The sequence below is a fragment of the Kitasatospora sp. NPDC101176 genome (assembly GCF_044768035.1).
Taxonomy (GTDB): Bacteria; Actinomycetota; Actinomycetes; order Streptomycetales; family Streptomycetaceae; genus Kitasatospora.
The window spans coordinates 329858-341728 of sequence record NZ_JBIWPA010000001.1; the positions used below are offsets into that span (position 1 = coordinate 329858).

Annotated in this window: 10 protein-coding genes; 2 read left to right on the forward strand and 8 right to left on the reverse strand. The window is 75.7% G+C overall.

The window, feature by feature from the left end; translation table 11 throughout:
• Positions 1-401: 401 nt before the first annotated feature.
• The 4 genes from ACIRS1_RS01360 to ACIRS1_RS01375 form a co-directional block, all read right to left on the reverse strand.
• Complete coding sequence (locus tag ACIRS1_RS01360; protein ID WP_402835903.1) at positions 402-1865, reverse strand: pyridoxal phosphate-dependent decarboxylase family protein; 1464 nt, start codon at positions 1863-1865, stop codon at positions 402-404.
• 203 nt (positions 1866-2068) lie between these two features.
• On the reverse strand, positions 2069-3538 hold the full coding sequence (locus ACIRS1_RS01365; protein WP_402835905.1) for a diaminobutyrate--2-oxoglutarate transaminase: 1470 nt from the start codon (positions 3536-3538) through the stop codon (positions 2069-2071).
• Positions 3539-3670: 132 nt separating this feature from the next.
• Positions 3671-4390, reverse strand: a complete 720-nt coding sequence (locus ACIRS1_RS01370) for a response regulator (protein WP_402835907.1) — start codon at positions 4388-4390, stop codon at positions 3671-3673.
• Positions 4387-6183 carry an ATP-binding protein gene (locus tag ACIRS1_RS01375; protein ID WP_402835908.1) on the reverse strand — a complete coding sequence of 599 codons (1797 nt, stop codon included), beginning with the start codon at positions 6181-6183 and terminating at the stop codon, positions 4387-4389. The genes ACIRS1_RS01370 and ACIRS1_RS01375 overlap by 4 nt, the downstream gene beginning before the upstream one ends.
• Before the next feature lie 163 nt (positions 6184-6346).
• Here ACIRS1_RS01375 and ACIRS1_RS01380 point away from each other — a divergent pair, with 163 nt between their 5' ends.
• The gene (locus ACIRS1_RS01380) at positions 6347-7810 is read left to right on the forward strand and encodes a cation:dicarboxylate symporter family transporter (RefSeq protein WP_402835910.1); all 1464 of its coding nucleotides are present in this window, start codon (positions 6347-6349) and stop codon (positions 7808-7810) included.
• A gap of 284 nt (positions 7811-8094) precedes the next feature.
• Here ACIRS1_RS01380 and ACIRS1_RS01385 read toward each other — a convergent pair whose 3' ends face one another.
• Positions 8095-9060 carry a hypothetical protein gene (locus ACIRS1_RS01385; protein ID WP_402835912.1) on the reverse strand — a complete coding sequence of 322 codons (966 nt, stop codon included), beginning with the start codon at positions 9058-9060 and terminating at the stop codon, positions 8095-8097.
• 86 nt (positions 9061-9146) lie between these two features.
• Positions 9147-9818, reverse strand: a complete 672-nt coding sequence (locus tag ACIRS1_RS01390) for an RNA polymerase sigma factor (RefSeq protein WP_402835914.1) — start codon at positions 9816-9818, stop codon at positions 9147-9149.
• A gap of 319 nt (positions 9819-10137) precedes the next feature.
• Here ACIRS1_RS01390 and ACIRS1_RS01395 point away from each other — a divergent pair, with 319 nt between their 5' ends.
• Complete coding sequence (locus tag ACIRS1_RS01395; RefSeq protein WP_402835916.1) at positions 10138-10566, forward strand: hypothetical protein; 429 nt, start codon at positions 10138-10140, stop codon at positions 10564-10566.
• 49 nt (positions 10567-10615) lie between these two features.
• On the opposite strand, the gene ACIRS1_RS01400 is transcribed toward ACIRS1_RS01395, so the two are convergent.
• Positions 10616-11278: a GTP-binding protein gene (locus tag ACIRS1_RS01400; protein WP_402835917.1), complete on the reverse strand. Its 663-nt coding sequence runs from the start codon at positions 11276-11278 to the stop codon at positions 10616-10618.
• Positions 11259-11702 carry a DUF742 domain-containing protein gene (locus tag ACIRS1_RS01405; protein ID WP_402835919.1) on the reverse strand — a complete coding sequence of 148 codons (444 nt, stop codon included), beginning with the start codon at positions 11700-11702 and terminating at the stop codon, positions 11259-11261. The genes ACIRS1_RS01400 and ACIRS1_RS01405 overlap by 20 nt, the downstream gene beginning before the upstream one ends.
• Between the last annotated feature and the right edge of the window lie 169 nt (positions 11703-11871).

The following is an 11871-nucleotide window of genomic DNA, read 5'->3' on the forward strand; positions in this document are numbered from 1 at the left end:
ACGGTGTTCACGTGGATTTACCGGGATTCACAGAAGTGCACGGCGGGTAGGCGGAGTTCACCCGGATGTCAGGTTCCGCTCATCGCGGATCACGGCTCGTGCCTGGTCAGGCGGCCTACCCCGGGGTGCCGTGTGCGCAAGGTGGGGCTGCGACCACATGAAGTTACCGCCGCTGTTCGGGATCTCCGCAAGCCCTGCCCGGGGGTTGGCGAAATGTGATCACCGGGCGGCCGGAAACAGCCTGTACGCCCTCGCGAAGGTATGTCCACGGACGCATTCCGGGAGCGGTTGGATATCGCCCCGGCACCCTCTCACACCAGTGTCGCTTCCTCCAACATCGGCGCCGGAGAAGGTATTTGTTTTGGAATCGAAAGGAGAACGACGCCGTACGAACGGTCCGGCTAGCCGGACCGGTCCCCCGAGGCCCGCCGGCCGGCCACCACCACCTCGCGCAGCAGTGCGCGCACCTCCCCCGGCGTGGTGTGCGGGTTGAGCAGGGTGAGCTTGAGCCGCACCCGGCCCGGCCCACCGCCGGGCAGCTCGGTCCGCCCGACCACGGCCCGCCCGGAGCGCAGCAGCAGGCGCCGCAGCCTCCCGTTGACCTCGTCGAGGACCGCCTCGTCCGCCAACCCCGGCGGCCGGTAGCGGAACAGCAGGGCGGTCAGCACGGGTTCGGCGTGGAGTTCGAGCGACGGCTCGGCGCGGACCGCCTCGGCCGCGACCAGGGCCAGCTCGTGGCAGGCGTCCACGAGCCGGCCGAGCCCGTCGCGGCCGAGGGTGCGCAGGGTGACGGCGAGCTTGAAGGCGTCGGCCCGCCGGGTGGTGCGCAGCGAGCGGCCCAGCAGGCTGGGGTAGCCGGCCTGCTCGTCGTCGACGGGGTTGAGGTACTCCGCGCGGCGGGCGAGCGAGACGTAGGTCTCGGTGCGCCGGACCAGGAAGACGCCGGCGGCGGCGGGCTGCCAGCCGAGCTTGTGCCAGTCGAGGGAGACGGAGTCGGCGCGCTCGATGCCGTCGAGGAGCGGGGCGAGGCGGTCGGAGAGCAGGGCACCGCCGCCGTACGCGGCGTCGACGTGCAGCCAGGCGCCGTAGCGGCCGGCGAGGTCGGCGGCGGCGTGCAGCGGGTCGACGCCGCCGGTGTCGGTGGTGCCGGCCGTCGCCACGACGGCGATCGGGGTGCGCCCGGACCAGCTGACCTCGGCCAGGACACGCTCCAACTCCGCTGCCTCCATCCGTAGTTGGCGGTCGACCGGGACGGTTGCGACGGCTCGCTCGCCGAGGCCGAGCAGGGCCGCGGCGCGCTGGACGGAGAAGTGCGCGGTCTCGGAGGCCACGATGCACGGCCGGACACCGTCCGGGATGCCGTCCAACTCGACGATGCCGTCGAGCTTCTGGTCACGCGCCAGCATCAGCCCCATCAGGTTGGACTCGGTGCCGCCGGAGGTGAGGACGCCCGCGGAGCGGGCCGGGTCGTAGCCGACCAGGGCCGCGAGCTCCGCGAGCAGGGCGGTCTCCATCGCGGTGGCGGCGGGGGCCTGGTCCCAGGAGTCCTGGGAGGGGTTGAGGGCGCTGACCGCGAGGTCGGCGGCGGCGGCCACCGCGAGCGGGGGGCAGTGCAGGTGGGCCGCACAGGCCGGGTCGGCGGGATCGGCGGCGCCGTAGGCGAGGAGTCCGGTGAGCCGGGCGAGGGCATCGGGGCCGGAGGCGCCCGCCAGGGCGTCGGCGACCAGGGCGCCGATCTCGGCGGGGCTGCCCGCGGGCAGTGGACCGCCGCGCCGGGCGATGCCCTCGTCGAGCGCGTCGAGGACGGTGGCCAGCAGCGGCCCGAGCGCGCCGGGCCCGCCGGCGCCGCCGGCGAGGGCGTCCAACGGGGCCGGATCGTCCGGCAGTTCGGGCAGGTCGCCGGGGCTTCCGCCGCCGCCCGGCCCGGAGCCCCCACCCGGCGCCGAACCCGCGGCCCCACCGGAGCCCGCGCCCTCTCCGGGGCCGGGGCCGGGGCCAGGACCAGAGCCGGAGCCGGAGCCCGAACCGGAGTCAGCCCCGGAACCGGAGCCCGCCCCGGGCCCGGCGGTCACTCGGCGCCCCGGACCGCGGCGGCCGACCCGGCCCCACGCCCCTGCCCGCTCCCGGCCGACCCGGCAGACCCGACGGACGCGGCCGACGCCGACGCGATGGCGTCGGCGAGCCGGTCGAGGACCGCGGCGGCCTGCTCGTCCGTGATGGTGAGCGGCGGGAGCAGCCGCAGCACCGCGTCGTGCCGGCCGCCGAGTTCCACGATCAGGCCGCGTTCCAGGCAGGCCTCCCGGACCCGGACGGCGAACGCCGGGTCGGCGGGGTGGGCTCCGCAGGCGTCCGGCGCTCCGGTCGGGTCGACGAGCTCGACGCCGATCATCAGGCCGCGCCCGCGCACATCGCCGATCACCGGCAGTTCGCCGGCGAGGTCGCGCAGTCGGCCGGCCATCCGCTCGCCGACGAGGGCCGCACGCTCGGCCAGCCCGTGCGCGGCGACGTACCGCAGGGTGGCGGCGCCTGCGGCCATGGCGAGGGTGTTGCCGCGGAAGGTGCCGGTGTGCGCGCCGGGCCGCCAGCCGTCGTAGTCCTCGCGGTAGACGACGACGGCGAGCGGCAGGCTGCCGCCGATCGCCTTGGAGAGCACCATGGCGTCCGGGACGACGCCGCTGTGCTCGACGGCCCACATCGCGCCGGTGCGGCCGACGCCGGTCTGCACCTCGTCGACGATCAGCGGGATGCCGCGCTCGGCGGTGATCCGGCGCATCGCGCGCAGCCAGCCGTCGGGCGCCGGGACGACGCCGCCCTCGCCCTGGACGGCCTCCAGAACCATCGCGGCAGGGGGCACGACCCCGCCCGAGGGGTCGTCCAGCAGCCGCTCGACGTAGGTCGCGGCGAGGTCGGCGCCCGCCTCGCCGCCGACGCCGAACGGGCAGCGGTAGCCGTACGGGTAGGGCAGCCGGACCACCTCGCCCCCGCTCGGCAGCGGCTCCTTGACGGCGACGTTGCCGGTGAGCGCGAGGGCCCCCGCGGTCATGCCGTGGTAGCCGCCGGTGAAGGCGAGCGCGCCGGCGCGGCCGGTGGCGGTCTGCATCAGCTTGAGTGCCGCCTCGACGGCGTCCGTCCCCGCGGGCCCGCAGAAGTGGATCCGGGCGCGGGCGGCGAACTCGGCGGGCAGGCTCTCGAACAGCGCGGTGGTGAAGTCGTCCTTCTCGGCGGTGGCGAGGTCGAGCAGGTGCAGCGGGGCGCCGCTGTCGAGGGTGCGGCGGATCGCCTCCAGGACCACCGGGTGGTTGTGCCCCAGGGCCAGCGTCCCGGCACCGGAGAGGCAGTCCAGGTAGCGCCGCCCGTCGGCGCCCTCGACGGTCATGCCGTTGGCGCGCACCGGGACGATGGGGAAGGACCGGGCGTACGTCCGGGCGGCGGACTCGCGCACGCGCTGACGGCGCAGGACGGCCTCACCGGAGGACGGGGACCGGCCCTGTGTCGCGGTGGTGGCCTGGGCCTGGGCGGGAACGGCGGCGAGCGACAAAGCGGACCCCCAGAGGAAGTTAGGTAAGCCTAACTTTATCGCCCCTGACCTGGAGGGATGCCCCCGGGTGCCCAGAACCACCCGAGCGGGTGAACTTCCCCCGGTCCTGCCAACGAGCGGCGCGCCGAAAGGTCACGCCCGGCCCTTCCAGCGGTAGCAGAGCTCCGGCCGGCCGACGTTGCCGTACTGCGGCTCCCGCACCGCCCGCCCGGTGTCGACCAGGTGCTCGAGGTAGCGGCGCGCGGTGATCCGGGAGACCCCGGCGGCGGCGCCCGCCGCGGCCGCGGACAGCCCCGTCGCCGCGTCGCGCAGCACCGAGGCGACGGCGTCCAGGGTGGGCGCGCTCAGCCCCTTCGGCAGGCTGTTCCGCTCCGGCGTGCGGAGCAGCGCGAACGCCTGGTCGACCTCGTCCTGCCCGGTCGCCTCGCCGGTGCGCCCGAGGCTGTCGCGGTACCGGGCGTAGCGCTCCAGGCGGTCGTGCAGGGCGGCGGCGCCGAACGGCTTCAGCAGGTACTGGACGACGCCCGCGGACACCGCCTGGCGGACCATCGCGAGGTCCCGGGCCGAGGTCACCGCGATGACGTCGGTGGTGTGGCCGGCGGCGCGCAGCGTCCGGCAGAGCTGGAGGCCGTGGCCGTCCGGCAGGTAGAGGTCGAGCAGCGTGAGGTCGACGGGCGTCCCGGCGCTCCGGGCGCGGTCCAGGAAGCGCAGCGCGTCGGCGCAGCTGTGGACGGTGCCGGCGGCGCGGAAGCCCGGTTCGCGCTCCACGTAGAGGGTGTGCGCGGCGGCGGCCACCGGGTCGTCCTCGACGACCAGCACGGAGATCCCCGGCGGGGGTGCGGCCGCGCTCACGGGGACGGCACCGCTTCCCGCTCTCGCCCGGCGCCCGGGCGGGCCGGACCGTCCTGCCGTCGCGCGCGGGCCGGCCCGGCGAGCGGCAGCCGGACGGTGAGCACCGCGCCGCGGTCCCGGCCGACCTCGACCGTGCCGCCGTTGCGCCGGGCGGCCTGGGCGACCAGCGCCAGCCCGAGGCCGTGACCGTGGCCGTCCTGCTTGGTGCTCCAGCCGCGGCGGAACACGTCCTCGACGGCGGACGGGTCGATCCCCGCACCGGTGTCGGCGACCCGCAGCAGCAGGTGCCCGTCCGCGCCCGGCCCCGGGCCCGCATCCGCACCGTCCACTCCCGCGCCGGCACCGTCCGCAGCCGCACCGTCGATCCGTGCGGTGACGGTGACCTCCGGCGGCACCGGGCTCCGGGCCGCGCCGGCGATGGCGGCGTCCACGGCGTTGTCGATCAGGTTGCCGAGGACGGTGATCAGGTCCCGCGGGGAGAGCCCGGGCGGGATCACCCCGTCGTCGATCCGGCTGTCCTCGGTGAGGGTCAACTCGACGCCCCGCTCGGCCGCCTGGGCCGCCTTGCCGAGCAGCAGCGCGGCCAGCACCGGTTCGCCGACGGCCGCGACGACCCGGTCGGTGAGCTGCTGGGCGAGCGCGAGTTCGGCGGTGGCGAACTCCACCGCCTGTTCGTGGCGGCCGAGTTCGACCAGGGAGACGACGGCGTGCAGCCGGTTGGCAGCCTCGTGCGCCTGCGCCCCGAGCGCTTCGGTGAATCCGCGGACGGAATCCAACTCGCCACTGAGGGACTGCAGTTCGGTGTGGTCGCGCAGGGTCACCACGCGGCCGAGGCCGGTGCCGATGGTGGAGGTGTTGAGCACCACCACCCGCTCGGCGGTCAGGTGCACCTCGTCCCGCACCGGTTCGTCCCCGAGGACGGCGTCGACCAGCGCCTGCGGCAGCCCCAGGTCCGCCACCGGCCGGCCGTCCACGGCTCCGGCCAGCCCGAGCAGGTCGCGGGCGGCGTCGTTGCAGAGCACCACCCGGTGCGCGCGGTCGAGCAGCACCAGCCCCTCGCGCACCGAGTGCAGGGTGGCCTGGTGGTACTCGTAGAGGTGGCTGAGCTCGGCCGGTCCCATGCCGTGGGTGTGCCTGCGCAGCCGGGAGTTGGCCAGATAGGTGCCGGCGCCGCCCATCGCCAGCGCGGCGACCGCCACCCCGACCAGGGCGAGCAGCGGGCCGCTCAGCTGCGCGGAGATGGACTCCACCGTGAGGCCCGCGCTGACCAGCGCGATCACCCGGTGCCGGTCGTCCAGCACCGGGGTGACGACCCGGACGGACGGGCCGAGCGTGCCGGTGTAGGTCTCGCTGCGGGTCCGCCCCGCGAGCGCCCAGTCGATGTGGCCGAGGAAGCGCTTGCCGATCTGGTCGGGCAGCGGGTGGGTCCAGCGCACCCCGCCGGTGTCCATCACGGTGATGAAGGAGACCCCGGTGTCCACCCGGACCTGCTCGACGTAGGGCTGGAGCAGCGCGGTCGGGTCGGGCTCGGTGACGGCGGCGCGCACCGACGGCGCGTCGGCCACGGCGTGGGCGACGGCGGTGACCTGGCGGCGGGCCGCGTCCTCGGTGCGCCCGGCGGTGAACAGGTAGGCGAGCACCGCACCACCGGCCACCACCGCGGCGACGATGACCACCTGGACGACGAAGAGCTGACCGGCCAGGCTGCGCACCGGTCCGCGCGGGAGGCGGGGGCCGGGACGGGGCGGGAGGACTCGCCGCCGCGCGGGGGCGGGGGCGGTGCGCACGGACATGCCTGCCAGTGTGCACCACGCCCCGACGGCCGTCAGGGGGCCCGTCGCACCCGTCCGCCGTGAACTCTATGAACGCAAACGTGACCTCCGTCACGGCCGGGCCCGATAGTCGGAGCGGCCCACCACCCGGGGCCGCCAGGACCGCAGGGCGAAGGAGCCGCAGATGTCGATCGATGCAGCCGCACGGGCGGGGGGATCCAGACGCCGGGACAGGACGCACTACCTCTACCTCGCCGTGATCGCCGCCGTGGTCGCGGGCGTGGTGGTCGGGCTCGCGGCCCCCGGTTTCGCCGTCGAGCTGAAGCCGGTCGGCACCGGCTTCGTCAATCTGATCAAGATGATGATCAGCCCGGTGATCTTCTGCACCATCGTGCTGGGCATCGGCTCGGTGACCAAGGCCGCCAAGGTCGGCAAGGTCGGCGGCCTCGCCCTCGGCTACTTCCTCGCCATGTCGACCGTCGCCCTGGCCATCGGCCTGGCCGTCGGCAACCTGCTGGAGCCCGGTGGCGGCCTGCACCTGACCGCCGCGCTCGCCAAGTCCGGCCACGCCCAGGCCGCCGCCGGCGGGGCCCAGTCGACCACCGACTTCCTGCTCGGCATGATCCCCACCACGATGTTCTCGGCGCTCACCGAGGGCAAGGTGCTGCAGACCCTGCTGGTCGCGCTGCTGGCCGGATTCGCCCTGCAGGCCATGGGCCCGGTCGGCGCCCCCGTGCTGCGGGGGATCGAGCACCTGCAGCGCCTGGTCTTCCGGGTCATGTCGATGATCATGTGGGTGGCGCCGATCGGCGCCTTCGGGGCGATGGCCGCCGTCGTCGGGGCGACCGGGACCGCCGCCCTGAAGAGCCTCGCCGTCATCATGATCGGCTTCTACGCGACCTGCGTCCTGTTCGTCGTCGTGGTGCTGGGCACGCTGCTGCGCCTGGTCGCCGGGGTCAACGTGTTCGCGCTGCTGCGCTACCTCGGCCGTGAGTTCCTGCTGATCCTCTCCACCTCCTCCTCCGAGAGCGCGCTGCCCCGTCTGATCGCCAAGATGGAGCACCTGGGCGTGAGCCGCCCGGTCGTCGGCATCACCGTCCCGACCGGCTACAGCTTCAACCTCGACGGCACCGCGATCTACCTGACCATGGCGTCGATCTTCATCTCCGAGGCGATGGACAAGCCGATGTCGATCGGTGAGCAGCTCTCGCTGCTGGTCTTCATGGTGATCGCGAGCAAGGGCGCGGCCGGGGTCACCGGCGCCGGACTGGCCACCCTGGCGGGCGGACTGCAGTCCCACAAGCCCGCGCTGGTGGACGGCGTCGGCCTGATCGTCGGCATCGACCGCTTCATGTCCGAGGCCCGCGCCCTCACCAACTTCGCGGGCAACGCCGTCGCCACCGTGCTGATCGGCCAGTGGACCGGTGAACTCGACGCCGGGCGCGCCCGCCGGGTGCTCGCCGGCGAGCTGCCCTTCGACGAGCAGACCCTCGTCGACACGCACGGCGGGCCGGACACCGGGTCGCACGGCGCGCCGCACGGCACGCACGGCGCCCCGGCCGGGACGCCGGTGGCCACCCCGGCGGCGGCGGGAACCGACTCCCCGGAGACCGTCCCCGCCCAGAACGGCGCGGCCACGGCCGCCTGAGCGCTCCGCCGCTCCCCACACTCCCCCGGTCCGGCGCCACCACCTCCCCCGGAAAACGGCGCCGGACCGGGGGTCCCGCGACCACCACGGGCCGCTGGCCCGGACGGCGGCCCGCCCGCCGCCCGGGCCAGCGGCCTTCCGGGCCGGACCGTCCGCCCTCCCGGGCCGCCCGTGCTCCCCGAGCCGTCCGCGCTTCCGGGCCGCCCCGCCGTCCCGAGCCGTCCACCCTCCGAGCCGCCCCCCGCTCCGGGCCGGACCTCCGGTGATCCCGCCCACGGCCTCGGTCAGAGGTCCTCCGAGCCGCTCACCGCCCAGGCCAGACCACAGGCCGGGTCCTCCAGCGCGACGTGCAGATGGCGCAGCCCCGCCGCCGGCTCCAGCCAGACGAAGCAGCGCATCCGGGCCACCAACGCGTCGACCTCCGCCCGCTCCGGACCGTCCAGGCCGTCCACCCCCGCCATCGCGGCCAGGGCCCGCCACAGCGCCAGCCGGCCGTGCGCCGAACCGCGCTCCCGGCCCGCCGCGGCGGCCTGCACCAGTGCCGGATAGGCCAGCGCGAAGGGCAGGTAGCCGCCGGTGACCCTCGCCGTACGGGCCAGCTGGGCCGCCGCCTGCGGGGCCGGTCCGCGGACGCAGACCACCTCCGCCCAGTCCGCCAGCGCGGCCAGCGCCCGGGTGGCCCGCTGCCCGCCCAGGCGTACGCCCGGTGGCGGCAGCAGCACCTCGGCCAGCCCCTCCCGGCTGGCCGGCAGGGTCAGCAGGGCGCTGCGCGCGCCCCCGCACGGCAGGTACTCGCGCACCCGCGCACCCTCCTCCCACCCGGCGTTCTCCCACGGCTCCAGCCGCAGCGGCACGCCCTCCGGATCGGGCTCGGCCCCGTAGGAGAGGTCCTCGCCGAGCAGCACCCGGGTCTGGGCGACCAGGCGGCGCACCGGCGCCGGGCTCAGCAGCGGGGCCAGTCGCAGCCAGGAGTGCCGGGTCGCCAGCACCTCCCAGATCGGGCCGGCGTCGTGGTCGACGACCCCGGCGACGGTCCCCGGACCGCCCTCCCGGTCGAACAGCCGGACGGCCAGCTCCGGCGGCGCCGAGTAGGCGATCAGGTGGCCGAGCGGCGCCGTCAGCGCCGCCGCGGACTCCTCCCCGGCCCGCTCCACGGCGGCCGCCCGGCCTTGCCGGTAGGCGGCCAACAGTTCGGGCCAGCGGCCGTCGTCGGCCAGGGCGCGCAGGCGGTGGTCCTCGTACGTGATCACGATTTTCAGCGTACGGGCCGGGGTCGCCCATCAGCTGACATCCCGTCAGTCCGGTGCGTCGGGGGCCGCCCGCGCCCCGGTCGCCGCTACCCGCGGCGCCGCTCCCGGGTGCACCCCCGGCCGCCGTCCCGGCCGCAGCCGCGCTCCCTCCCCGGATCCCGGGCGGGCGCCTGGCCGGGCACCCGTCCGGACTCCTGCCCGCGACCGACCCCCGACTCGCCCCTGCCCTCACCCTCGCCGCCCCGCTCGCGTTCCCGTTCGCGTTCGCGTTCGCGTTCGCGTTCGACGGCGGCGCGCAGCCGCCCGTGCGCACGGCGCCGGGTGACAGCAAGCGTGCTGCGGTGCAGGCCCAGCAGCTCGGCGGCCTCGTCGACGGTGTAGCCGTCGAGGTCCACCAGGGCCACCACCCGGGCCTGCTTGGCGGTCAGGCAGCCCAGCAGCCGGAGCACCTCCCAGCGCGCCTGGAGCTCCGCCACCCCGCCGACCGGCGGACCGGCCGCCGCCCCCTCGCACCGGAGCTCGACGACCTCGACGGGCCCCGGCAGCACCGCCCGCCGACGTTCGCGACGCCACTGGTCGCGCAGGATGTTGGCCATCGTGGTGAATACGTAGGCGTACGGCTGGGGGTGGTCGAGGAACCGCTCTGGCCGCCGCGCGATCCGCAGGTACGCGTCGTGCAGCACGTCCCCCGCCGTCGACGGGCTGCCGGTGAGCGACACGGCCGCCTGCTGGAGCCTGGGCAGCAGAGCGGTGAACACCCGGTCGAAATCGGCCGACCGGCGATCGGCCGACCCCGGACCGAAATCCTTGCCGCACCCACCGCTCCGCCGACCGCTGCAATCCGCCATGCCGCTCTCCCCGGAAATCGGCACCCCGAACGCCCCGGCGGGCCCGGTCGCGACCATCGGGGAATCCCTGTGACCCGCATCACATCATAGGTCGTCGTTTCACCGTCCGCAGTCATTCGTGTGCAATACGTCATCGGCCGTCCGGGGCACCGGAGTTGACGCCCGCCACCGCCCCCGACGGCCGGAGGCGCGCACACCCGATCGGAACCTTCGAGCGAGGAGAACCGCCATGCGAGGCTGCATCGCCAGGATGACCGCCGTGTTCGGGACGGCCGCCGCGGCGGTCCTCGGGGTCCTCGGCACCACCGCCCCGCCCGCCACCGCCCTGACCGCCGGCGCCCTGTCCGCCACCGCCGTGCCCACCGGCACCACGGCAACCACCGCGACCACCGCGGACCGGACCCTCACGACGGAGGCCCTCGCCACCTCGCCCGGGGTCACCGCCGCCTCCTACCGCTGCGTCATCACCGCGGACTACGGCTGGCGCTGGGAGGGCCGCTGCAACGTCTACTCGGGCCAGTTGCGCACCGTCACCTACTGCGCCGACGGCTCCCACACCACCGGCCTGTGGATCGGCGCGCGACCGCAGGCCTGGGACGTCTGGGGCAACTGCCCGGGCTCCAGCTGGACCAGGATCCTGTTCCAGACCCGGGGCTGAGGCCGCGGAGCCGGCCGGGGGCCGGCTCCGCACCGGCCGGGGCCGGCCGTCAGCGCACGGGTGCGGCGTCGGCGAGCAGCCGGGCGGCGTGCACCCGGCCGGCGTGCTCGACCAGGCCGACCAGGACCTCCTTGCCCGAGGCCCGCAGCCGCGCGTCGCACAGGACCACCGGCGTGCCCGGGTCCAGGTCCAGCGCGCGGGCGACCTCGTCGGGGCCGTACTCGCGCGTCCCGGCGAAGCGGTTCACCGCGACGACGAAGGGGATGCCGCGGAGCTCGAAGAAGTCCACCGCGGGGAAGCAGTCGGTCAGTCGGCGGGTGTCGGCGAGCACGACGGCACCGAGGGCTCCGCGCGCCAACTCGTCCCAGACGAACCAGAACCGGTCCTGCCCCGGGGTGCCGAACAGGTAGACGGACAGGCCCCGGCGGATGGTGATCCGTCCGAAGTCCATCGCCACCGTCGTGGTCGTCTTGCGCTCCACGCCGCCGAGGTCGTCCACCTCCCGGCCGGCCTCGGTCAGGCGCTCCTCGGTGCACAGCGGGCGGATCTCGCTGACCGCTCCGACCAGCGTCGTCTTGCCCGCCCCGAAGCCGCCGGCCACCAGGATCTTGAGCGCGAGGGCACCGTCGTCGGGTCCGGACGGCCCGGACCGCCCGGTCGGTCCGTAGCGCCGCAGCGGTACGGGCGGGTGGTCAGAGTGCGTGAAGTCCATGGACGACCTCCTGGAGGATGCGCTCGTCGGGGAGCAGGGCGGGCAGAACGGGGTGGCGTACCCGGATGAGTCCGGCCGCCTGCAGATCGCCGAGCAGCACCCGCACGACGCCCGCCGGCAGGTCGAGCTCGGTGGCCAGCTCGGCCACGGACAGTGGCGTCCCCCGGCACAGCGCGAGGATCCTCGCCTGCTCGGGACCGACCAGCAGCGCGGGCGAATCCGCGAAGTCACCGGGGCCCGCGGGCTCCCCGAGGGCCAGCGGTTCGCTCACCACCAGGGCGATCAGGTCGAGGCGACGGCCTCCGGCGCCGGTCCGGCCGCCCGTCACGGCGTACGGACGGACCAGCGGGCCGGCGTCGCCGTCGAACCACCGGGCGTGGTGGGCGGCGGCGAGGGGGTTGCGGGGGTAGGGCCCCGGGGCCACCGCCCCGGCGCCGCAGTCCTGCGCGGGCGCCTGCTGTGGCGGTGGTTCCCGTGGTGTCGGCGGTTGCTGCTGTGGCGCTGGTTGCTGCTGTGGCGACGGCGCCTGCCGCGGGGGCCGGTGGGGGCGGGCCACGGTGCTCACCGACCGCCCGTCGCGCACGGCGGCGTGG